Genomic DNA, 23401 nt, shown 5'->3' on the forward strand with positions numbered 1-23401 from the left:
TGCGCCCACGGCATGGACGGCGCGTGCGGCGCGCCCGAAACGCGAGGTCTTTTGAAAGCGAGCGTGTCGGGCGAGGTCAGCCAATGCGTACGACGCGTTCGACGCGCGCAGGCGCGTCGCCCTCGACATGTTGGAGTTCTACGGAGGGAGTTCATCATGGAAAACATCGAGAAGGGCCTTTCCCGTCGCGCGTTTCTGGCGTTCGGTGGCGTCGCGGCGCTTGGAGGCGCGGCGGCGCTCGCGGGATGCGCGCCCCAGTCCGCTTCCAACGCGGACAAGTCCGCCACGGATTCCGATGCCAACGAGGCCACGACGATGAAGACCGCTGACGAGACGAAGGAATGCGACATCGTCGTCGTGGGCGCGGGCGGCGCGGGCCTGTGGGCCGCCGTCGAGGCCGTGCGCGCGGGCAAGAGCGTCATCGTCATCGAGAAGGGCGGCAACGTTGGCGTGGGCAACGGCGCGCTGGCGGGCGGCCCGTTCATGGTGGGTTCGAGGCTGCAGCAGGAGGCCGGCGTCGACTTCACTGTGGAAGAGGCGTTCACCCACATCATGGAGTACGCGCACTGGTCCACGAACGCGGCGGCCGTCAAGGCGGCGGTGGAGATCTCCGGCGAGACGGTCGATCAGTTCACCGACGTGTTCGGCGTGCCCACCGGCTTGCGCCCCGACAACTACGGCGCCGGCCACGCGTCTGTGCGCGCGAACTTCCAGGGCGACACCGAGGCCCAGGTGAAGGGCGAGGAGCGCATGAAGCCGCTGCAGGAGTTCGTCGAGGCCGAAGGTGGCGAGTTTCTGTTCAACACCGCCGGCAAGCGACTCATCATGGAGAACGGCGCGTGCGTGGGCGTACAGTGCGAAGGCGACGCGGTCATCGACGTGAGGGCGAAGCAGACCATCGTCGCGACGGGCGGCTTTTTGGGCAACGTCGAGATGATGAAGGAGAAGTTCGGAACGTTCGTGAACCCGCTCGGCAGCGTGCTGTCCACCGGCGAGGGCATCGACATGGTGCAGGCGGCGGGTGGCCAGCTGTCCACGCAGTGGGGCATCGCAGGCAACGAGTTCACAGGTTCCAACCAGCAGGCATCGGGCTTGTACGAGCGCGACAACGCCGCGTTCACCATCGGCATTTACGGCACGCTGTTGGTGAACAACCAGGGTCGTCGCTTCAGCAACGAGGGCAAGTTCGCGAACCTGCCGTTGGCGTTGGGCGGGGCCATCTCGCTTGTGGGCGGGAAGTATTACGCCGTGGTCGACCAGGCCTACATCGACGGGCTTGCGTCGGGGACGGACGCGTGGACTCTGTGCGGCGCGGATGCCGAAAACTGGCGCACCGGCATGATGACCCTCAAGGACAAGCCGCTCAAAAAGGTGGAAGAGGGCCTCGAGACGGGCCAAGGCGAGGGCTGGGTGTTCAAGGCCGATAGCATCGAAGAACTTGCCGAGGCCATCGACGCGCCCGCGCTCGTCGAGACGGTCGAGACGTACAACGCCGCATGCGCCGCGGGCAAGGACGATCAGTTCTACAAGCCGGCGTGCTTCCTGCAGCCCATCGTGACCGGCCCGTTCTACGCGTTGCAGTACGAGCCGAGCGCGTGGGTGACCATCGGCGGCATCCGCACGAACGACCGTTTGCAGGCTATCGACGGAGACGGGTTGCCCATCGCCGGGCTATATGTGGCCGGCGCTGACAACGGCACGCTCATGAGCGCTCCGTACTGCGATTACGAGGGCTACTCGCTCATGTGCGCCTACTGCGGCGGTCGTTTGGCCGGTCGGTACGCAGCTGCTGCCATCGGGTAGCGTTGGCCGTGCGGCGAGCGCCCGGGGGCAGGCTCTCGCCGCACGGTGTTGGCGATAGGACGACGGGTGGGCGCTTGCGTGCGGTGGCGACGGTGAGCGCTCTCTCGTTGGCATCTGCGTCTTGCAAGATGGCCGATCCTAAAGGCTTCGGCAGGTTTTGCTGTGCGTCAAGCAGGTCAAGCGCCTCATCCAACGTCTGCGCGGCGGCTTGCTCGCGTGCGGCTGTCGTCGAGTCGTCGAACGGTCGGGATCCTTTGCAACATCGATGGGGCTGAGCGAGGCGCGCTAACTTGGCTCATGCCAACGGCGGATTAACAGAGGCGCTTCGGAGTTTTGGCACAAATTTTGACCTATGGCAGGAATTGGGGCGATTTCAACCCGCGAATCAAACGTTTTCCCAGTTCGTCTATCTTGATGACTGCTAAAAATTGCCATAGCTCCAAATTTATGCCAAAAGATCGGGAGCCCGCTGCTAAACCGCCATTGGCGTCGGCCGGATCGAGTTGCTGCGCAAAGTTCTGCCAGCGTTTCGGAAGATCCCGCCTGTCGGGCGGGGAGGCGTTCCAAAACGCCCCATTGGGGGAGCTCGGCTCGAGGCCCGGCGGACGCGGATCCGCGCCAACGGCAGCTTGGCGGCGGAATCGGGAGTCTCTCTCAAACCGCCGTCAGCAGGGGTCGAATCGGCCGCTTCGCACAATCTTGACTGCGCTGCGGAAAGTTTCCTCATTCAGCAGGGGTGCACAGTGCTAGTCGCAAAGAGCCTGGCTCGAGACCCGGCGGACGCGTATTCGCGTCAACGGCAGCTTGGCGGCGGGGAATGCGCTGCCGGCGGGAAGGTTGGCGCCAATCGCGAGGTGCGCTTTATCCGCAAGGAGTCAGGCTCGCCATATCGAGAACGTTTTTCTGCTCGCTTTTGGCTTGGCCGATCTTTTGCATTGATGGGATGCCGTGTTGTCCGGGCGGCTCGGGGCGCAAGGAAGGATCGCCCGCGCCCCGAATCCGTTCTACACGGCTTGCTCTTTGGCGGCGTTCTGCCCGGCAATGCGTCCGTTCACGAGGCAGTCCGCCGTGGCGCACGAGCCCAAACGGCATGCGCCGTGGATGCCGCCTGCCGCTTCGCCTGCCACGTACAAGCCGGGAATGACTTTCAGGTTCATGTCGAGGGCGCGGCATTCCAGGTCGGTTTTGACCCCGCCCATGCAATGGTGCACCTTCGGCCAGAGGCGAACGCCGTAGAACGGGGCCTCGTCGATGGACTGCGCGTCTTCGGGGATGGGCTTTCCGAAGTCCTCGTCGGTCTTGTTGGCGACGAACGTGTTGTACCGGTCGATTTCCGCCTTCACCGCGTCGACGGGCATGCCGTAGTGCTCGGCCGCCTCTTCAATGGACGAGAACTCGGTGGCTATGCCGGCTGCGAGCGCGTCCTCGAGGCCGCTTCCGTTGTCGTAGAGCGCTTTCTTGCAGGTGATTTGGACACAAGGCTGCCCGGTTTCCAGGATGGCGTCGGCATAGCGTTTCCGATCGGTCAGCTCGTTTACGATGCGCTTGCCCGTGGCTGCGTTCAGCGTGGGCGCGTAGCTCGCCTGGCCGTCGGTGTAGAAGGCTGCCACACCGTAGCCTTGCTCGTCGGGGCTCATGAAGGGCAAGAGCTGGATCCAATCGGTGTGAACCGCCATTGCGCCGGCGGCAACTGCGGCGCGCAGGCTTTCGGCTGTGGCTCCTTCTTGATTCGTGCAGTCCACGGAATCGTCGAGTCGCGGATCTTGCGCCATGCGGAACTCCAAGTCGCGGCCGAACCCTCCGGAAGCCAGCACCACGGCCTTGTTCGCCTTGATGGCGACCGGCGTGCCGCTCTCCGCGTCGTTGCCGTTGGGCTTGTCGTGCACGATGGCCCCGATCACACGCCCGCTGTCGTCCTTCACCAATTCGGTGAGCATGCGCTTCGTCTCGATTTCGACGCCCATCTCTTCGAGCTTCGCAACGAAAGGACCGGTGACGTTTGCCCCGCCTCCCTCGCCTTGCGCGATGGAACGCATGACGGTGTGGCCACCGTAGGGGTAGAGGAAGTACTCGCCGTCGTCGTTTTTCGCCCATGTGGCGCCCATCTCGATGGTCCATTCCCACGTTTCGTTTGACTTCTCGGCGATCATGCGGCACTTGTCCCTGTCGTTGAGGTACAGGCCCGCCACCATCATGTCGTCCACGTATTGATCGATGGAGTCTTGCACGCCTTCGCGCTCTTGCACGCTCGAGTTGCACACGGCGAAGTCGCCCGCAGCAAGCGAAGAGTTGCCGCCCGCGCGGTTTGCCTTCTCGATGACTTTGACGTCGGCGCCGGCGCTCTTCGCTTCGATTGCGGCGGCGAGGCCGGTGTATCCGCTTCCTACGACGAGGACATCGCACTCCTCGCTCCATTTCGTGTTCGAGCCTTGCGCCGTCGCCTCGTTCCGTTCGCCTTGCGGTGCACATCCTGCGAGCCCGAGGGTTGCGGCGACGCCGGCCATCGCGGCGCCCGCGATGAACGATCGGCGGGAAACTTCCGTGGCGTTTCTCATAAGTTGCATCCTCCTTGATCGATGTCGAGAACGCTTCGTCGTCATTGCGCGTTCCACCGGTTCAGCGTAGAGGCGATCATCGGCCGCGCGCACCCCACCTAGTGCGGGAAACTGCGAAACCCCCCTGGAGGTGGGGTGGGATCCGGCGCGCGGAGGCTCGATGCGGGACACGCCGGGCGCACTCCGTTCCGAGAAGAGTGTTCTTCGACGCGTGAAGCCGGGAGAAGGCGCTGCATGCTCGATAGGCTGGGCGCGCTCGGATGTCCGAAGCCCCCCTCCTTTGAGGTCAAGAACGCTCGATGCGCGAAAGGATGCTCGTCAGGTGGAAAGTGGACGTTTTTTTGGTCAGGAAACCCCGTTCGGGCATAGAATCTTCCGCTTTGCGATTTGGAGGATGTTTGTAGCTGGCGAAAGGCCAGGTCGATGAAGACGAAGTTGGCCGAGGGCGCTTCGAGGCGTGCCAGAACGGAGGTTTTCCGGCCAAAATCAGCGTGTTTTTCTGCACGAAAGGGCGCGAAAGGCAAACAAAGCGCGACGCGGGGTGTGTCTTGCCGTTCGTACGGTCGAGTGCGTCGACGGAATCGAAAAAAGGGGTGAAGCGCGATGCCGGGTATGGCGTAGGCGAGGGGAATCCATGCGCGGAGGGGTGGCGCGTCATGCGGGTCGTCATGCTGATGTGCGATGCCGGGCATGGCGTGCGGGTCGCACGCCGACGTGCGGGCGGTCAACGGCATCGCGCGGGCCACGGCACCGATGCGAGGCGCCTCGCGGGACGCGCCGATGCGCTGTGGATCGGCCCTGTGCAGGCCAACGCGGTGGCGCTGTGTCGGCATCGCGCGGAGTGCGCGCTGATGCGCCCGCTTGCGTCGTTTGGGCGCCCTGCGCGGCCGGTCCCCTCAAGGGAGGTGGCAGAGAGGCTGCCGAAGAAGCCGAAGGGCGGTCGTTACCGTGTCGGGTGCTGGAGCGCGCGGCAGGTTTGCGGCAGGGCGATCCGGGAATCGGCCGAATCATCCTTGCGCAAGGTCGATGATCTCCTGTTTGCTGTGGACGTCGAGTTTCGCATAGATGGTCTTCTGGTAGCTTTTCACGGTGTTTTTCGAGAGGAACAGTTTTTCGCAGATGAATGCGAGGTCGCGTCCTTGAGCGAGCAGGATCAGGATGTCCCTTTCGCGGTTCGTGAGACCGTGCTCGCTGGCGAGCGCATAGCAGCGCGCCTCTTGCGCGTCGTGCTGTTTGCGCGAGATCCTGTCTAGCAGTTCGTCGGCCGCACGAGCTTGTTTTTCGGCCTTCTTGCGCTCGTGGGAGTTCGCCATCCAGATGACCATGAGCACGAGGTACAGCAGGAAGAAGGCGACCGCCACCATGCGCACGAAGTCGGCGGTGCTCCCTATGCCCAGGTGCCATGCGATATTCTGTCCGATGAACAGCCCAAGGCGCGGCAGGGCGTACGCCAGCGATACGCCTGCAAGCAACCGTTTCCCGTCGCGAAGGTACGTCGTCGCCACTAAGAAGAGCAGCGAGAGCATGACGAGCTTCCATCCCGCAGCGGCGAGGATGTTCAACGACACCGCATACTCTTCAGGGAGAAACGGAAGAAACAGGATGCCGGTTGCGAGGACGCCGAACACGACGTTGAACAGCATCGAGGGGGAGGGGGTCGAAGGCCTTCCGAAATACAGCAGAAACGCAACGGCTGCCGCAATGCCGCCGAATTGGGAGATGCGCAGCGATGCGTCGAACGAGAAGCTTCCGTTTGTGGCGGCGGTGTCCACGATGCCGTACACGACAGACAGCGCGAACGTGCACACGCCCGGCACGAGGAACGCGTCGAGGAAGTCGAGGCGGGAGAGTTTCGGGGTTGCACGCGGCGTGTCGATCGACGAGGCGGATTCCGCAACGGAGCGCTTGCTGCGACCTTGCAGGGCGAGGACGAAGCAACCGATCGAGCCCGCCAGGCATGCGGCGTACATGACGAGCCTAGCCGAGAAAGGTAGAAGGTCGATCACCATGCCTGCGATCATGCCGCCGAGCGACATGGTGCCGCAGGCTATCGCGATCATGCGTGGCGGGCAGGGTGCGAAGAGCCAGAAGTAGCTTGGCATCACGAAGCTCATGCCGACGCCCGCGGCGATGACCGATGCGACGAACGCTGCGTCAGCAGCTCCAAGCGAAGAGGCGATGGCCATTCCCACGATGGCTGCGGCGAACGCGGCGAACCCGATCACAGCCAGCATCGCGCGCCTCGATGGCGATGCGAAGAACGCGATGAGCGAAAACGCTATGGAGCCAAGGAATATGGAGGGGTTGAGCACGTTGTCGAACGCCGAGATGGGGAAATCGGGTCGTCCGGCAAGCCAGCTTGAGTAGAAGAACGACACGCACACCGTGTATGCGAGGGAGAACCCCGCGATGGCGACGAGACGACGGCGCCCCTCTTTGTCAAAGGTTGCGTCGAGTCGTTGGCTTTCCGCTGCCATGCCCCTTCCCTCCGTCGTGTTGCCGCTGCGGCGATACGCGCGTCAACCTATTATAGGCAATCTCTGCCGGAGCGCCTCGCTGATCGGTTGTCCTTTGCCGGGCTTTCGTCCTTCGTGCGCATGGGGAGTTGGGCGCGTCGCTTCTCGAAAGAGCGATGCGTGCGGGGGCCGTCGAGCGCTCGATGACGTATGGGGCCGCTTTCTGGGACGTTGCCGCTCGAGGAGCGCGGGGTGCGAGCCGTCCGACGCATCGACGGGGCGCGTTCGCGCGCTCCGTCTGGGCGAGTCGCGCGCGTTCGCGTCGACGAGGGCTGAAACCATGCGTTGGCGTGCGTTGTCGGAGCTCTCCCGGTCGCTTCTTCAGCATCGCCTTGAGGACGAAACCTCGCCGACGCGCTTCGTTGAGGGCGTCGCAAGGCGTCTTCTATGGCCGAGCATGGGATCTGGCCCTTTTCGCTCGAATGCGGGCGGCTCCGTCACCTGGTTGGGGGCGCGGGGGTCGTTCGCGCGGCGATGAGGTTGGGACCGTGCGGCGGTATGGCGGGAAGGCGGCCATGGCGCCCTTCGCGGTTGACGGCGAAGCGGGGGCGCTGGGCGTTGGAAGATACGGCGGGGATGCCCATCCGAGTGGAAGGCCTCTGGGTGCGCCCCCGACGCGTCGACGAGCCGGAGCGGGGTTTGCAAGGGCTCGGCGTCGGTCGTTGCGCCTTCGGCGGTTCCCGAAAGGGGCTCGGCGAAACCGGCGCGAGGACCCCCTCTCTCTCCGTCTTCGGACGCCGCGATTCGGGTGACGTCCCTCTCCCGCCTCCTGCACCTGACCGTGCGCGCCGTTTGCCGAGGGAAAAGTTCGCCGAACGGAACGCGGCTCGCACGTCTTGGTCGTGCGGGCCGCTTATCGGGGGCCGTGTTCGGTGGGCGCGTCTTTGCGGAGAAGCGTCCGATACGCCATTGCGCCGGCGCCTGCCAGCACCACGGTGAGCGCGGCCACCGCCGCTGCGCCGAGGTAGTTGCCGTCCCCGAACGCTCCGGCTGCGAGCGTGGAGGACACGATGGAGGGGATGCGGCCCACGGTGGTGAGGGCCACGATGCGCATGAGGGGGCTTTTCCCGAGGCCTGCCACGTAGGTGAGCAGGTCTTTCGGCGTGCCTGGAACAAGGAAGCACAGGAAGAGCATCAATTCGAAGCGCCGTGCGTCGCGCAGCCAGCGCATCGAGGCTATCTTCTCGGGAGGGAAGAACAGCCCCACGATCTTCAGGCCGAATGCGCGTACGAGCAGCATGACCGCCGCTGTTCCGAGCGCGCTAGCCGTGAGGCACCATAGCGTGCCCTCGAGGGCGCCGAACGCGTATCCGGCGGCCAGTTCAAGCGGCTCGCCCGGGAGGAACGTGATCACGATCTGGGCCATGTTTGCAAGAACGAACGCGACGCGGCTGAACGCTCCGGCCTCGTCCACCCAAGCTCGAAAGCGCGGCGCGTCGGCCACGAATGCAAGCAGCTCGGGTCCGTGCAGCGCCCACAGCACACCGATGCCTGCGCACAAAAGGGCGAGCCCTGCTATCGCCGCCGCCCTCTTTCGCATGAGAATGCGGCGTTCCGCCTGATGGGAAGCTGGCGTTTCACGTGAAACATGTGTTGTATCCGCCGCCGGGCGCATTTGGCGCACCGTCCGGGGCGAGGCGCTGCCGGTTTCGAGTTGCTCCGAATGGCCAGAATGGAGCGCTGCCGACAAGGTGCTCTTCTGTTTGGAGAGGGGCGCTGCTGGTGCGGAGTCCTTCCGACGGGGCGAGGCGCTGCTGGCAGCGCGCCCTTCCGGCGAAGTGCAGCATCCTGCTGGCCCGTCGTTCGTCGGAACGGTCTTGCTCTCCGACTGTTCGGAGGGGTTCGGGGCGCTCTTTCGCTCCGGGGCCTCGGCGCCTGCGGGTATGGCTTTCTGCTCGCGCACCATGCCGCAGCGAGAGGGGGCTTCGCTTTGCCGAGCGGAATGGCGTTCGCGGGTGAGGACGGCCGGGGCCTCGGCAGATACGGTGTTCATGACGGATGCTCCGTTTCTCGATGCGGGGTGCGTGCGAATCGATAGTACGGGGCAGATATCTACGTGCGATCAACTCCCAGCGCATCCATCGCTATACGGCGTGTCCATGGCGAATCGGGCGACGACGCGCGCGCCGCCCTCGGGACGGTTCGCAAGCGATAGAGAGCCTCCGTGCCGTTCGCACAAAAGCGAAGCGATGTTGAGGCCCAAGCCGAAATGGCTTTCCGAGGGCGTCTCGCTGAAGAACGGAGCGCAGCCACGCTCGAGGGCCTCGGCCGAGAAGCCGGGACCGTCGTCGTCCACCGTCAGAGCGAGCATTCCTTCTCGCACGTCGAGCCGTGCGTCCGCACGCGTGCGGGCGAAGCGAAGCGCGTTGCTGACGAGGTTCTCCGCAACCTCGTCTACGATGGCGCGATCGACGCGCAGCGTTGGGCGCAGGGCGTCGCATGTGGAGCTGACGGACAGTCCGAATCGCTTGCCCGCGGCGGCGGCCAGCTCGCGTCCGACATCGTCGATGCCCGTCGCCACTGCGTCGAACGCCCATTGCTCGGGCGCGGCGACGCGGTCTTCCAGCTTCTGCAGCCCGCTCATGGCCTCCACGTAGCGCTCGAGGCGTTCCACCTGCCGCGATAGCGCCGCCGTCGACGTCTCCAGCTGTTTCGCCGACGCGTCGCCGGCGCGAAGGCGCGCATCCAAAAGCTCCACCTTCCCCTTCAGGACGGTGAGCGGCGTGCGCAGGTCGTGCGCGAACGCGGCGTTGAGTCGCCGGCGCTCTTCGGCCGTGCGCCACAATGCACGCTGCGACGCCACCAAAGATGAGCGCATCGTCTCGAACGAGGCGGCCAGGTGGCCCAGCTCGTCGTCGCGGTTGTGCTCCACGTGGAAGTCAAGGTCGCGGTCGGCTATCTTCGACGCCGCCGCATCGAGCGCGGATATCCCCGGTTCGAGCCGCGTGCGGAAGAACCTCCTGGCCGCCGCGAAAATGCATGCTCCGAACCATAGTGGGAACATGGCAATCGAGAGGAGCCCGAACAGTGCAGAAAGGGCCGTCGCGCTCGGGCTGGGCGCGGTGGAGAGGTAATAACCGACTGGGGAAACAGGCATGCGGTCGTTCGGCATGCCCGTTTCAGCGACCGCTCCCGACTCGCTCGACGAATCCGCTTCGTCTTGGACGCCCGGCTCGGCAGTGCGACCTTCCTCGTTTTGCGCGCCTCCGGATACGAACGCGGCCAAGGGGCTTTCGGGGTGCTCGGCCACCCACGCGGCGAACAGGGATCGGGCTTGGGCATCGTAGACGGCAAGATGGTCGACGGGCAGTGTGCCGTCATCGCTCAGAAGCGCCTCCAGCTCGTCATGCCCTTTCAGGTACACCTCGAATGCGCCGCCACGTGCGGGGTCTTCGCCGTCTGCCCCGTTCGCAAGACCCTCGCCATCTAAGGTCATCTCGTCGTCTGCGGAGATTTCGCCGCTCGGCTCGCCTGCGTTCTTGAGCTCGTTCTCATTGCCGTTTTTGCTCGCATCTTCGCCGTTGCCTTCACGTTCATCTGCGGTTTCGTCTTCATTCCCGCTTTCGCTCGCATCCTCGCTCGTGTTGCCGGTGCCATCTGAATCGTTCTCGCTGCCTGAACCGGAATATCGGTACTCGTAGGGATAGGAGCTTGCATCGAAGATGCGCATGCTCGATCCCAAAAGATTTGCATCCAACGGCTCGCGGTCGTCGTAAGAGACCCGCACGAACAGCTCCGTGCCCCTGTCGTCAAGGCTTATGCTGCGTGCTGGATGCAGCATCCCGTCAGCGGCGTCGTACACGAACAGTCCCGAAACCTCGACTCCGTCATCGGACACGCGGCTTTGCAGGCCGCTGAACAGCGATGCCGTGGTGGAGGACAGCACGAGCGCCATCATCAGAAACCCCAGCATGTACACCATGAACGATGTCTTGAGCGACGCGTTGCGCCAGCGCTCTTTCAGGCGGGCGAAACGCCGTTGCGATCCTGATCGCGCATGCGTGTGGGCGCCCTCGGTGGGATGCGCGGGATTTTTCGGCGGTTTCGCTAAGCGCGCCACTTGTACCCCATGCCCCAGACGGTCTCGATAGGGTCGTGCGCAAGGCCCGCTGCGGTCAGCTTCTTGCGGATGCGCCTGATGTGCTCGGTCACCACTTGCGGGTCGCTCTCGTTCTCCCATCCGCCTACCCGCTCGTGGATGCGCTCGCGTTCGAACACCTGCCCTGCATGTTTCGAAAGGAACGCCACGATGTCGAACTCGCGACGCGTCAGCTCGATGGGGGTTCCTGCCACCTGCGCCGTGCGCGCGCGGTAGTCGATGACGAGGTCGCCGTCGAAGCGCACTTCGGCTCTCGCGTGTTGGCGGCCTTCGCGCGCAAGGTGCGCCCGCACGCGTGCGCCCAGCACGGCAAGCGAGAACGGTTTGAGCACATAATCGTCCGCGCCAGCCTCGAAACCTTCGAGCGCGTCGACGTCCTCCACGCGCGCGGTGAGGAACACGATAGGGCAGGAAAGGTGCTCGCGCAGTCGTCGGCAGACGGTGTAGCCGTCGATAAGGGGCAGGCCCACGTCCAGCACGATGAGGTCGGGGCTGCGCTCGGCACGCTTGAGGGCCGTTGCGCCATCGTGCGCGGTGAGCACGCGAAAACCCTGGCTGGAGAAATACTCGTCCAGCAGCGAGACGATGTCGGGCTCGTCGTCAACGACGAGGATGGTGCCCTGCGACGGGCGTGTGCTCTGCTCCATTGCCCTCCCTCGCTGTTCTGCTGTGCAGGTCGCTTGCGCGGTGCGGGTCTGCGGCGTGGTTGCGCGATGCGGACCGTTCGGTGCGAGCGGGAAGTGTACCACGAGAATGTCGAGAAACGATCAACGGGAAAGCAGGCTCCTCGCTCGAAGCGCTTCCTCGCTGCGAGACGGCGCGCTTCGCGGGCGTTGCCGTGCTTATTGCTGCTCCTTCCTGCCGTGCCTGACGCGCCGCGCGTTGCCCCGCCTCATTCGCTTTGTCCGGGTTCGTCTGTGCGTTCCGGGCGCGTCTGTCGGATCCGTCTTCTCTTCTGCCGTTCGCCGTTGGCTTCGCTGCCGTTCCGCCTGCGCCCGCCCTTGCGAATCTGCGCTTCCGCCGGCATGCCGTTCGCGTCTATCTTGCGATCCTGCTGCCGTCTTGCGGAGCGGGGAGGCCGCGAGACGGCGCACGCACGACATTGCCACGTCCTTTGCCGCGCTCTACCAGTGGCACACCACCACGTCGCCCTCTTGGATGATGCCGTACAGCGACTCCGCCGATGCCACCGGCAGGTTCACGCATCCGTGGCTGCCCGCGCCGTTGCGGTAGAGCGAGCCGCCGAAAGCCGGTTGCCAATAGGCATCGTGCAGGCCGATCACGTTGCCCACGAACGGCATCCAGTACCGCACGGTGCTCACGTACTTCGAGCCGTCGAGGTTCGTGCCTTCGAGCTTTGAGGGGCTTTGCTTGCGGTTGAGCCAGTACACGCCCGTGGGCGTATCGTGCGAGCCGTTGGGGGTGCCTGTCACGCACGGCGCCTCCCATGCGAGCGCGCCTGATTCATCATAGAAGCGGACGTGCTGCTCGGTCAAATCGATGTCGCAATAGCGTGCGCCCCAGTCTTGCGCTCCTGTTCCGTTGAACGCCGCGCCCGTAGTTGTGCACGGCATTTCCACCTCGCCCACGACGCCTTCGTCCACGCTTCTCCTCACCACATCGAGCAGCGCGTCGCGGTCGACCGTCCAACCGTACGTGCCGCCTGCCACCGTGACGGCTTTTCCGTCGGGACGCGTGAAGGAGCGCTCCGATCCCGCCGTGGTGCAAGAGGCGGCCGCTTCGTCCACCCAGGCCGTGAGCGCCGCATCGTCAAACGAGGGGACGAGGTTTTCGTCGAAGCTCACAAAGGTGGAGAGCAGCTCCGGATCGACCTCGGCCGCCACGGCTCCGCCCATTGTCAACTTCACATCGGCTTCGATCAGCTGGTTCGCGGCGTCGACGGCAGCGTCCAGATAGCCGTCGGTGGAGCGCAGCGTCGGCTGCTGAAGATGGGAGGCCGTCAGCCTTACCTTGGGTTCCATCGTCGCGAGGGCCTCGCCCACCGCCGTCATCACCGCTTCGGCGTCCAGCGCAGTTCCCGCAGACTCTTTCTGCGCGGTGAACGTGCCTTTCGCCTTGTCGAACGCCACCGTGGCATCAACAGGCGGTTTTGCCGTTTTGTTGAACTTCTCCACTGCGGCGCGCACGGTCCTGCCCAGGCTGCCCTCGCTATAGGAGGCGGCCAGCCTGTCTTGCATGTTGTGGCTTCGTGTGACTTCGAGGGGCCACAGCCACGGATTCGTATCGGATAGCATGCTCTTCACCACGCGGGGCGCGTCCATATCCATGCCCGCTTCCTCGGCCGTGAGGTTGAGCGCGAATCCTTGGCCCGACACGTCGACCTCGTAATCTCCCAGGCTGTCGACGAGCACCCGCTCCGCATCGGCGGCTTCCATAAGGGAGATGTCATGCTCGCCCATGACGGTGTTCGGCAGGAAGCGGTTCATGAAGAAGACGGCTCCGGCTACGTAGACCACGGCCACCATGCCGAGCGCGACGCCTGCCGCTTTGGCGAGACGGCGGCGGGCGCGCGGCTTGCTCTGCGGGCCGGGATTGGGCTTCGGCGCCGCGCTTGGGGGCGCGGTGCGGGGCGTTCGGGCCGCGGTGGCGCGCAAAGGATGCTGCGAAGCCTGCGTGTCGCGTGCGGGAGAGCCGTGCGGGCGTCGGGCGCCTTTCGCGGATGCGGCGCGCGGTTGCCGAGCGTCTGTCGCGGACGAGCCGTGCGGGTCTCGGGCGGCTGGCGTGGCTGCGGGCAAGGCGCCTTGGGTGGATCGCGCGGTGTGCGCGCCTTTCGCTCTTTTTGCGGCGGAGTCGGCGGCTGCGGGCTTCGTTGAAGGGGGTCGCGCGGCGCGGGCTGCATGCCGCCCGCGCGATGCTCTCTTGTTCTTTTTGCTCATAGGCGCTCTCGTGTGCGGATGAAATTTTCGTCCTCTATTGTAGCGAAACGGCGGCGCTCTGGCGTTGGGATTGCGATCCTTTTGCTCTGGAAGCGATCGAGCGGCGCTTTGCGCTTTCGCGCTCCTATGCGACGTGCCCGAATGGCCGTCGAAACGCCATTCGGAAGCTGTGCGGCGCTGCGAGGACGCGATGCGGTGAGCGCCCCAGGCAAAGGGCTTGGCCTGACGGAGGGCACCGGTGGCGCCCTCCGCGCATCCCGGGCGAAAGACGGGCAAAAGGTGGGTGTTTCCGATCCTCCCCGATGGGGTGCCGAGGGGCATGGATCCGGAAGCAGAAGGGCTGCGAAGCAGAGGAGCCACGGCAGAGAGGGCGGCGCGCGGGATGTCGAACGGTGCAAAGATCGGCCCATGTGGAAATGTCGATCAGGGAAAAGAGGCCCGGTGGAGGCTTCCTGATCGTTTTGGCCATCCCCTGGCGCTGGCGTCTCATAAACGATACAATTTTAGTGTCAAATATGGGTCGGGCGTTGGAGGCGGGCCGATCTGATCGAAAAGGAGTGCAGCATGAATGCGATGTCGGATGAACAGGTGATCGATAGGATGACGGTTGACGGTGTCGCGGTGAGCGTGACCTATGCGCATGAAGACGATGCGCGCGTGAGCGAGCAGGAGGTCCGCGCCTACATTCATCGTGGCAGCGCGCAGCATCCCGACACTGCTGTGACGGGACTTGCGTTGGAAGTTGACGGCGACGACGTCGGCATCCGCTACGAGCTGGCGCCGACGCCCTTCGACCGCATCCGCCGCATCACCGGCTACCTGGTGGGCACGATGGACCGCTGGAACGATGCGAAGACCGCCGAGGAGTCCGATCGCGTTAAGCACAGCGTCGCGCGGGAGGATCGGGCGTTCGCGTGCGCCAACGGCTGCTAGCGGCCGAAAAGCGCTCTTTTCAAGTTGCGGGCCGTGGCGAATTGCCGCGGCCCGTTTCGCGCATGCCCTAGGCGCTGTCACTTCCCATATTCCCGCGAACGTGCTGTGTTCTCTGTTGCAGAAAGCCGATCAGGGCAAGGTGCGTATGCGATCAATGAGCTCTTGTTGGGAATGAACGTCAAGCTTCATGTAGATGTTTTTGACGTGGGTTTTCACGGTGTTCTTCGACACGAAAAGTTTCTCCTGAATAATGGCGATGCTTCGTCCTTGCGCAAGCAGCTTGACGATCTCCGATTCGCGTGGGGTGAGCCCATATCGCTCGATCGCGCGTTCGCACTGCTCGGACAGCTCCCGTTCGATGGCGACTCTGTCATCGGTGTCTGTTTCGGAGACGGGCCGTACGTCTTCGATGAGCGTGCGGAAGCTCACTTTGCCTAGCAGGAGGATGCCGTAGGAGGCGAACAGAAACGAAAGCGCCACCGAGGCGATCACCGCTGCGTCGGCGCTGGAATTCATGAGATGTCCGACAAGCGCGCCAACTTCGAACCCTATGCGAGACACGCCGTACCCAATTGCGAACAGCGGCACCGAGCCAAAACGGTTGCGCCGTCCAATTTCCGACAAGACAAGATAGAAAACGAACGTGAAGCATGTCGATCCTGCTGCGAACAGCCAAGGACTTGACAACGAAAGCCCTCTGGCTGCGTTGTTCGGAAGCCCTGCCAGAGGAACCACGAGAAATCCGCACAAGATAAGCAGGCAGGACAGCTTCACAAGGGCGTCTCCATCAAGTCGGCGTCCTGCGGTTGCGGCGACGAGCAGTGCGGCGAGCGGCAAGATCGAGAACTCTGCGTTTTGGGGAATCCCGCCGTCTGCCAGATAGGTGAGCGCGCAGCCGGTGGCGAGGTTGAAGAAGGCGAACGTGAGGAACACGATATGCGAAAGGGGGATGAAGGAGCGCGGGTTGGCAATGGAAAGATCTCCGAGCCGCTGTCTGCCGCGCGTTCTGAGCATTGTCGACGCGCCACCTGCATGGGCGAGCAACAACGATGCGAACGGTGCAGCCAATACGTACGCGAACACGATATGCTCTGGCAGCAGGCCCACTGCGAACGCGAGCGGATATTGCGCTACCAACGCCGCCAGAAGCACGGTGTACGCTCGGAGATAGTCGAGCCTCACCAAAGTGAAGCAGGCGAACAAAGGGACGACTGTCCGTCCTCCTACGGACAAAAGCACGGCACCTGCAAACGTGATCAATGCGGATTCCCACAATGCGCCTAGGATGATGCACCCGAGGCCTGCAGCTGCTGCGCAAGCGAAGCTGAGCGCCATTTTGAGGGAGATGAACGGGAACGGTCGCCTCATGGCGATGCCTGCAATCGCGAACAAGGTGAGCGCGCCGACGATGGTTGCCGCATCCTTCGCCTGCGGCGCGAAAGAATAAAACAGCGGGAACACATGGGTGTTCACGAGCGTGTCGAGCGAGAACAGCAGCGTTAAGCTCAAGCAAGCCGCTCCGCTGGCGAGCATCTTGTTCCGCTTTTTGTCCATCGAGCCCCCTCTCGTGAGGCAGATTCTACCAAACGGCAAGCCATTTTTTGGAGGCATCGCACTGGCGTTCCGCCGCGCTGTCGAATTTCACCTCGCCGGGGTGAATTCCTTCGGTTCCCCTTCTGCGAGTGAAGCGGTTGCTCGGGTCGCGGCTTACCATGCCGAGCATGTTCTGCTCATGGACATCGCCGAAAGGCGGAGCAAAGCACGGTAGAAGAAGCTGATCGACAAGGAGGGATTGCCATGACCGATTGCACGCGTCGCGATTTTCTGGTTGGTGCCGCTGGGGCGGGTGCGCTCGCTGCGTTCGGACTTGCAGGATGTGCGCCGATGAGTAAGGAGGAGGCCGCCGAGAAGGCGTCAGCCCAAGCGCAGGCTGAGGGGACGGTGGCTTCGGCAGGTGCGGGCGAGTGGCTAGGAGAGGCTCCACAGATCGCCGACAGCGACATCGTCGAAACCAAAGAGACGGCGTTTCTGGTGGTGGGTGCTGGCAATGCCGGGCTTGCCGCTGCTGCTACAGCTTGCGAGCTGGGCCTCGATTTTTTGTTGTGTGAGAAAAACGATTTTGTCATGACGCCGCGCAACTTCTTCGGCGCTATCGACACGAAATGGTCGAAGGCGGCCGGTATCGAATACGACCGCAATCTCATTCTCAACGAGCTGGCGCGCTACGCTTCCTTCAAGTGCAACATGGACCTTATCAAGGTGTGGATAAACGAAAGCGGCGAGACGTTCGATTGGCTCGAGCCTTTCATGGCCAAAGGTGGCAAAAAACCCATGTTCCAAGGCCCTGTTTTCGAAGATCCGTATGACTCCGGCGAAGGCGGCGGGCGTTATTACATTCCACCTATCCAGCATCAGTACGTGGACGAGACGTTCAACGCCTATTCCGATCCGCAGCGCAACGAGCTTTTGGAACAGTACCTTGAAAGCGAGGGCCATCCTACGCTGTTCAAGCACGAACTGGTGAAACTGGTCAGGGAAGGCGAGCGCGAAGGGCGTGTGGTCGGTGCCGTCTTCCAAACGCCCGATGGATACGTTCGGATCGATGCGTCGAAGGGTATCTTGCTTGCAACTGGAGGCTACCAGGCCAATCCCGACATGATCAAGGCGTTGCAGCCGCTCGTTCCCAAGATCGTCACCACGAACGGCTACATGTCCGAAAACGATGGCGCTGGCATCAAGGCGGCCATGTGGATAGGGGCGGACAAGCAAGCCGAAGGCACAGCGATGATATTCAATCGAGGCGGGGTTCAGCCTGAGGTTTCTGCAGGGTACGTTTTGGACAAAGACGGCAAAGAGGTGTTTCCCGGACAGTTCTCCCAAGTGAAATTAGGTAGCCAGCCGTTTCTCAAGGTAAATAGGGAGGGACGCCGTTTCGTGAACGAATCGTGCCCCTACGATTTCTTGGACCACGCAGCGAGCGAGCAAACCGATGGCGTGTGGTGCCAGATATTTGACGCGAACGCCAAGGAGGACATCGGACGTTTCAGCACGCTTGGTTGCTCGAACATCAAAAACACTTTCGTGAACACCGACCTGACCATCGACGACTACATCTCCGATTGGGAAGCTGCGGGCGTGTATTGGAAGGCTGACACCCTCGATGAGCTTGCTGAAAAGCTCAAGCTGCCTGCTGACCAGTTGAAACAAACGGTTGATCGCTACAACGAGCTGTACGATGCCCAGTATGACGAAGACTACGGCAAAGAGTCGTATCGTCTCTCGGCTATTCGCACGCCCCCATTCTACGGCGGTTGGTTTGGCGGAAATCTGCTGTGCACGCTCGATGGTCTGCGTATCAATGCGGATATGCAGGTGCTTGACACGGAGAACCGGGTCATTGACGGCTTGTATGCGGCCGGAGATTGCTCGGGCGGCATGTTCAGCGGCAACTATCCTGAATACTACGCTGGCGTGGCCGTTGGTCGAACGGTAACGTTTGGCCGTCATGTGGCGCGTCGGCTTGCCGGGGATATCTGATCGTTCCTCTCCACCGTTCTGAAGCTTTCAGTTGCTTTTGGGCTGCGGTCGTTAAACTGCGGCCCGAAGCGGTGATGCCCAAATCGCCAGCGGCGCTCAAGTCGATGCTGCGTCCGGCGAGCGGCGCGTTTGCATCTCCCGCCGATGGGCTGAATCGAATCGTCGCAGATGCGCAAAGCTTTGCATAGTCGGAAGCGAGGGGGCTTTCGCTGTTGTCGCATGGACTTCTGCAAGCGATCCGCGTGTTTTTGCGCGCTCTTTCAGAGATCGGCGCGCTTACTTGCATCGATCTTCCTTTTTCGATAGAAAAACGCGTCGCGATGCAGTTTTGAGGAAGCTTCGAGCGAAGGCTTGTCTTGCAGGTGCGTCTCAAGCTTGCGCCGGGTGGTTTTTAGAATTTGACGATGAGATGATCGGTGCGGGCGGATGGTCGTTCCAGTCCAGCCGCCTTCATGCGCAACGGGCGGATGCGCGGTTCTTCCGCGATGGTCCGCCCGTTGGTGCGAAGGAGCGGCTTTGGGCCTGCGCTCCGAAGGCCGCCATGCTTTTCGTTGGCAGAAACGCGTTGGGCGCCACGATGGAGAACCCGGCTACGGGGCCGAGGAATCCATCGAAGTCGATTCCGGCTCCGAAATGGCCGATTCGATGTCTTTCCGATTGCTCCTTCAAATGTCGTCTTGATCGGGAGAGGGGACGAAGGAGCGCCTGGCCGGTTTGGCTGCAGCGTCCGTGAGGATGGTTCCAGTGGCGATGCCCGCCGGCTACGTTCATCACGTTGTCTCGGTCGACTTCTCTAAAGCTTCCTCGCGATTCTCCCCGTGCAGCTTATGCGGCTCGGTCTGTCCGGTTGTCGTCTGATCGCGCGCGTGCGCGGCGTGCGCTGCTGGCGTAAAGCGCGATAGTGCTAGAATGCCATGGGCCAAACAAGAAGAAAGCCGAGCCGGCTCATCGGAGGATCCATGACGAAAATCCATTCCTGCACCTGCTCCATTGACGCCGACATCGTCGATGCGTTTTGCGCGCTGCAGAAGGGCTTCACCGATCAGTTCGTCTACTACCGCAAGGACCGCCCCGTGCGCTTCATGGGGCTCGGCCGTTGCGTCGCGCTGCCGACGCTTGACGACGTGGAGTGCGAATTGGAGGGTCCCGAGGCGCAGCAGCCGGTGTTCTTCTCGTTCAACCGCTTCGATGCGGGCAACCCTGCCCCTGCTGACGAGTTGTTCGAGGCGTTCCCGCGCCTCAAGTTCATGCTCCCCGAAATCGTGCTGATGGAGACGCAAGAAGGTGCGTTTTTGCAGGTGAACTCGCTCGGGCCGGTGTATCCGGGACGCATTGGGCGATTCGTGCGCCAAGCGACCGACGCCCCGCCGCGTCGGCGCGAGACCGTTTCCTATCGGTTGGAGCCGGACTCGCGCGAAGCGTGGCGCGAGTCCGTGGCGGCGGCGCTGAACGCCATCGGCGAGGGGCGCGTGGAGAAGGTGGTGCTCTCGAGGCGGAAGCGGCTGGTTGCGGCGCGTCCGTTCTCGTCGAAGGACGTGCTGGTGAACCTCATCGACGGCTCGGCGCGCGGAACGGTGCTCTTGTACCGTTACGCCGACGTGTTCTTCTGCGGATGCACGCCCGAGCTGCTCGTGCGCAAGCGCGGCTGCGAGGTGGAGAGCATGTGCTTGGCGGGCACGTGTCCGGCGGGCGGTTCCGAGGCTGAACGCGAGCGGCTGGCCGCCGCGCTCATGACCGACACGAAGAACCGTGCCGAGCACGACTACGTGGCGCGTTTCGTGCGCGAGGTGTTCAACCGCACGTGCTACGACGTGGACGTGCCCGCTCGTCCGGACATCTTGTCGCTTGCTCACGTGCAGCACCTGCACACGCCCGCCCGCGCGCGCATGCTCGAGGGCATGGGCCTGTGGGAGATGATGGGCGACCTGCATCCCACGCCCGCCGTGGCCGGAGCGCCGGTGGGCGAGGCGCGCATGTTGCTGCGGCGCATCGAGGCGTACAACCGCGGGTTCTTCGCAGGCGCGTGCGGCTACGTGGACGGCGCTGGCGACGGAGAGTTCTCCGTGGCGCTGCGCACCGGGGTGTTCGACGGCGAGGTGGGCTGGGTGTACGCCGGCTGCGGAATCGTGGACGGCAGCGTGGCAGACGACGAGTACGACGAGATCGATTTGAAGCTGCGGACGATCCTGAGCGCGTTCGACGGCGAGACGCGCGGCGATGACGCGGCGGCGAGCGGCGGCGCGTGAGGCGAGCGGCGGCATGCGAGCCGCGCGGAGGCGATGAGCGTGTGGCGAGCGCGCTGCTGCAGGCGAGGGTCGCGGCAAGCCATGCGGAAGCGGCGAGGCGCATGAGGGCGTGCACATTGGCCCAAAGGGCTGCGACGTGATGTTTTGCGTGAAGCATGCGCTTGCAAACAGGGAGAATGCGCGGTAAGCGATATGGTTTCCTCAGCGGGCGCGCAAAGGCCCTTTCAGGATTCGCAGGGAGGTGCAATGCGTCCGGCGTTTCCCTGCGAATTGGGCGCATCTATGAAAAGGAGCGCCCGACGAGCGCGTTGTCGTTCGCAGCCGGTCTGCGAATGGCTGCGGGCGCGATGCGGTCTGTGAGCGACGCGACGGGCAGTGGCGACGATGCGCCGATGTGCGGCAGTGCGAACAGGAGCGCTGGCGTGCGGCGGAAGTGCTAACGGTGCTGGCGTGCGACGATATGGCGGATGCCGGCGCGTCGGCAGGTGCTTCACGTGAAGCGCCTGCTTTTATAGGGAGAGCAATTGGGAAGGAACGTGCGATGAGTGCGATGGGCGAACGCGCTGGCGCGGCTGCGGGCGGCGCGGGCGACCGTGCGGGCGCGAGCGCGGAAGGGGGTGTGCGATGAACGCGAGGGCTGGGAGCGAGGGTGTGCTCGCGAGCGGTGCGAGCGGAGGCGCGGGCAAAAGCGCGGGCGCGCCTGCGGGCGGAGCGGCCGATCCGCGCGCGACGGCGCTGTTCCTGGGCGCGTTCTTCGACGAGCTGGCGAGGTGGGGCGTGCACGACGTGGTGGTGAGCCCCGGCTCGCGCTCCACGCCGCTGACGATGACGGCGTTCGAGCTGTCACGGCGCGAGCCGGAGCGGCTACGCGTGTTCGTGGACGTGGACGAGCGCGGCGCGGCCTTCTTCGCGCTCGGGCTGGCGAAGGCGAGCGGCCGTCCGGCCGCCGTCGTCTGCACGTCGGGCACGGCGGTGGCGAACTACTATCCGGCGGTCATGGAGGCGGAGTCGTCGCGCGTGCCGCTCGTGGTGCTCACGGGCGACCGACCTCCGCGGCTGCAGGGACTCGGCGCTCCGCAGACGTGCGACCAGCTGAACGCCTACGGCAACCATGTGCGCGCGTTCCGCCAGATGCCGCTGCCCTCGGGCGACGGCGCCGCGCTCGCGTTCGCACGCCAGGTTGCGCGCGAGGCGGTCATCGCGGCGGGCGAGGAGTGCTTCGGCGGTCCCGTGCACCTCAACTTCCCGTTCGACGAGCCGCTCAAGCCCGACTTCAGCGCGGAAGGGCTGTTCGAGTCGGCGCGGCGCCTGGATGTTTCACGTGAAACATCCGTTCCCATTTCGCAGCAGCTTGCGCCGAGCGACGCCGGGCGTCTGGTCGCGCTGCTCGCGGACCGGCGCGCGCTCGTGTACGCGGGCGAGGGGACCTGCACAGGCGAGCTCGAAGCCGGCAAGGTGCTCAATTGGGCGCGAGCTTTCCGCCTGCCATTGCTCGCGGACCCGTTGTCCGGCCTGCGGTCTTCGGACGATCCCCTGGTCATCGACAACTACGACTCTGTGCTCGGTCCGGGCGGTGCGGCCCCCGACGGCCTTGCGCCCGAGGTGGTCGTGCGGTTCGGGCGCTATCCGGTGTCGAAGAAGGCGACGCAGCTGGTTGCCGCCGCGCGTCCGGTGCAGATTGTGGTCGATCCGCTGGAGACGCGGGACTGCAACGCGGCCACCGACGTGTTCGTGCGCTGCAGGCCGTCAGAGCTGGCGGGGTCGCTCGGGTTCGCGTACGACGTGCAGACGATCGACTATGAGCCTGACGACGTGCAGCGAGCCTTCGCGCGGGCGTGGATCGACGCGAACGATGCCGCGCGCGAGCGCATCGTGGCGGTGGACGACGTGGAGGCCGGCTTCGAGGGCGCGTTCGTCCGGCGGGTCGTGGAGCTTGCGCCGGAGGGATCATGCCTGTTCGCGGCCAACTCCATGAGCGTGCGGGCGCTCGACACGTTTTACGTCAAAGGAGGGAAGCGCCTGGCCGTGCTCTGCAACCGCGGCCTCAACGGCATCGACGGCACGGTGTCCACGGCGCTCGGCGCGGCGCAGCACTTCTCCCAGACCACGCTCGTCACGGGCGACCTCACGCTGCTGCACGACTTGAACGCGCTCGCTCTCCAGCGCGAGCTGCGCGTGCAGCGGGAGGCGGCATGCGCCTTCGCCTCGTCCGATACGGCATCCCGTGAGGCGGCCGGCGCCGCCATGCCCGGTGCTGCGACCGATACGGCGCCGGGCAACGCTGCGCCCGGCACGGGCCCGAGCATCGTCATCGTGCTGCTGAACAACAACGGCGGCGGCATCTTCGACATGCTGCCCCAGAAATCGGAGGACCCGTATTTCGAGCGGCTGTTCCTCACCCCGCAGGACGTGGATTTCCAGGCGGCCGCGCAGGCGTTCGGCGTGCCGTACCGTGCAGCGGGCACCGTGGAGGCCTTCGACGAGGCGTACCGCGAGCTGCTGGGAACGCCTGGCATCTCGCTCATCGAGGTGCGCGTGCCGCTCGTCGGCCTCAAGGAGCGTTACGCGCCGTACTGGTAGGGGTTCAGGCTCCTGTTTGGCAGACGTATATATAGTCAGAACAGTCATGGACATAATCCGAGGCTATGAAAAGGAGCATTCGGCCGGTGAAAACGAGACCGAAGCAAGCAGGCTGCTGAGCAGACGTGTTGCTTGCCCACAAAGACTCCGGCTTCGAAAGCGCCGCCCGCGCCGTTCGATTTTCGACCGTAGCCTCGTATCCTGTCCACCATCTTCTGTTCGCATCGACACTGCA

The 23401-nt window shown here is 64.1% G+C and carries 12 protein-coding genes; 5 read left to right on the forward strand and 7 right to left on the reverse strand.

Going from position 1 to position 23401, the window contains the following annotated elements; translation table 11 throughout:
- Positions 1 to 156 precede the first annotated feature (156 nt).
- Positions 157 to 1803, forward strand: coding sequence for an FAD-dependent oxidoreductase (locus tag B5F40_RS10455; RefSeq protein WP_087194278.1), 1647 nt, complete (start codon positions 157 to 159; stop codon positions 1801 to 1803).
- Positions 1804 to 2807: 1004 nt separating this feature from the next.
- Here B5F40_RS10455 and B5F40_RS10460 read toward each other — a convergent pair.
- The 6 genes from B5F40_RS10460 to B5F40_RS10485 all read right to left on the reverse strand — a co-directional run bounded on the left by B5F40_RS10460 (position 2808) and on the right by B5F40_RS10485 (position 13459).
- Positions 2808 to 4358: a flavocytochrome c gene (locus tag B5F40_RS10460; protein WP_239443012.1), complete on the reverse strand. Its 1551-nt coding sequence runs from the start codon at positions 4356 to 4358 to the stop codon at positions 2808 to 2810.
- Positions 4359 to 5365: 1007 nt separating this feature from the next.
- A complete protein-coding gene (locus tag B5F40_RS10465; RefSeq protein WP_087194280.1) occupies positions 5366 to 6835 on the reverse strand; it encodes a helix-turn-helix transcriptional regulator in 1470 nt (489 codons plus the stop codon).
- Between the two features lie 892 nt (positions 6836 to 7727).
- Positions 7728 to 8414 (reverse strand): TVP38/TMEM64 family protein, encoded by a 687-nt coding sequence (locus tag B5F40_RS10470; protein ID WP_239443013.1) that lies wholly within the window; start codon positions 8412 to 8414, stop codon positions 7728 to 7730.
- A 522-nt stretch (positions 8415 to 8936) separates the two neighbouring features.
- Entirely contained in the window at positions 8937 to 10934 is a 1998-nt protein-coding gene (locus B5F40_RS10475) for an ATP-binding protein (RefSeq protein WP_239443014.1), read from the reverse strand.
- Entirely contained in the window at positions 10922 to 11620 is a 699-nt protein-coding gene (locus B5F40_RS10480; RefSeq protein ID WP_087194281.1) for a response regulator transcription factor, read from the reverse strand. The genes B5F40_RS10475 and B5F40_RS10480 overlap by 13 nt, the downstream gene beginning before the upstream one ends.
- A 477-nt stretch (positions 11621 to 12097) precedes the next feature.
- Entirely contained in the window at positions 12098 to 13459 is a 1362-nt protein-coding gene (locus B5F40_RS10485) for a L,D-transpeptidase family protein (RefSeq protein WP_087194282.1), read from the reverse strand.
- Between the two features lie 975 nt (positions 13460 to 14434).
- Between B5F40_RS10485 and nrdD the strand changes: the two genes are divergently transcribed.
- Positions 14435 to 14803, forward strand: coding sequence for an anaerobic ribonucleoside-triphosphate reductase (nrdD, locus tag B5F40_RS10495; protein WP_087194284.1), 369 nt, complete (start codon positions 14435 to 14437; stop codon positions 14801 to 14803).
- Between the two features lie 129 nt (positions 14804 to 14932).
- On the opposite strand, the gene B5F40_RS10500 is transcribed toward nrdD, so the two are convergent.
- Positions 14933 to 16357 carry a helix-turn-helix transcriptional regulator gene (locus tag B5F40_RS10500; RefSeq protein WP_162610959.1) on the reverse strand — a complete coding sequence of 475 codons (1425 nt, stop codon included), beginning with the start codon at positions 16355 to 16357 and terminating at the stop codon, positions 14933 to 14935.
- Positions 16358 to 16600: 243 nt separating this feature from the next.
- On the opposite strand from B5F40_RS10500, the gene B5F40_RS10505 reads away from it, so the two are divergent.
- The 3 genes from B5F40_RS10505 (at position 16601) to menD (ending at position 23166) form a co-directional block, all read left to right on the forward strand.
- Complete coding sequence (locus B5F40_RS10505; protein ID WP_087194286.1) at positions 16601 to 18340, forward strand: FAD-dependent oxidoreductase; 1740 nt, start codon at positions 16601 to 16603, stop codon at positions 18338 to 18340.
- 959 nt (positions 18341 to 19299) lie between these two features.
- Entirely contained in the window at positions 19300 to 20586 is a 1287-nt protein-coding gene (locus tag B5F40_RS10510) for an isochorismate synthase (RefSeq protein WP_087194287.1), read from the forward strand.
- Between the two features lie 624 nt (positions 20587 to 21210).
- Positions 21211 to 23166, forward strand: coding sequence for a 2-succinyl-5-enolpyruvyl-6-hydroxy-3-cyclohexene-1-carboxylic-acid synthase (menD, locus tag B5F40_RS10515; protein ID WP_087194288.1), 1956 nt, complete (start codon positions 21211 to 21213; stop codon positions 23164 to 23166).
- Positions 23167 to 23401: the final 235 nt, after the last annotated feature.

This window comes from Gordonibacter sp. An230, assembly GCF_002159915.1.
Taxonomy (GTDB): Bacteria; Actinomycetota; Coriobacteriia; order Coriobacteriales; family Eggerthellaceae; genus Rubneribacter.

Coding starts and splice junctions, on each gene's coding strand:
- B5F40_RS10465 (WP_087194280.1), bottom strand. CDS start 6,835: ATGGCAGCGGAAAGCCAACGACTCGACGCAACCTTTGACAAAGAGGGG.
- nrdD (WP_087194284.1), top strand. CDS start 14,435: ATGAATGCGATGTCGGATGAACAGGTGATCGATAGGATGACGGTTGAC.
- menD (WP_087194288.1), top strand. CDS start 21,211: ATGAACGCGAGGGCTGGGAGCGAGGGTGTGCTCGCGAGCGGTGCGAGC.
- B5F40_RS10510 (WP_087194287.1), top strand. CDS start 19,300: ATGACGAAAATCCATTCCTGCACCTGCTCCATTGACGCCGACATCGTC.
- B5F40_RS10505 (WP_087194286.1), top strand. CDS start 16,601: ATGACCGATTGCACGCGTCGCGATTTTCTGGTTGGTGCCGCTGGGGCG.
- B5F40_RS10460 (WP_239443012.1), bottom strand. CDS start 4,358: ATGAGAAACGCCACGGAAGTTTCCCGCCGATCGTTCATCGCGGGCGCC.
- B5F40_RS10470 (WP_239443013.1), bottom strand. CDS start 8,414: ATGCGAAAGAGGGCGGCGGCGATAGCAGGGCTCGCCCTTTTGTGCGCA.
- B5F40_RS10480 (WP_087194281.1), bottom strand. CDS start 11,620: ATGGAGCAGAGCACACGCCCGTCGCAGGGCACCATCCTCGTCGTTGAC.
- B5F40_RS10455 (WP_087194278.1), top strand. CDS start 157: ATGGAAAACATCGAGAAGGGCCTTTCCCGTCGCGCGTTTCTGGCGTTC.
- B5F40_RS10500 (WP_162610959.1), bottom strand. CDS start 16,357: ATGGACAAAAAGCGGAACAAGATGCTCGCCAGCGGAGCGGCTTGCTTG.
- B5F40_RS10485 (WP_087194282.1), bottom strand. CDS start 13,459: ATGGTGGCCGTGGTCTACGTAGCCGGAGCCGTCTTCTTCATGAACCGC.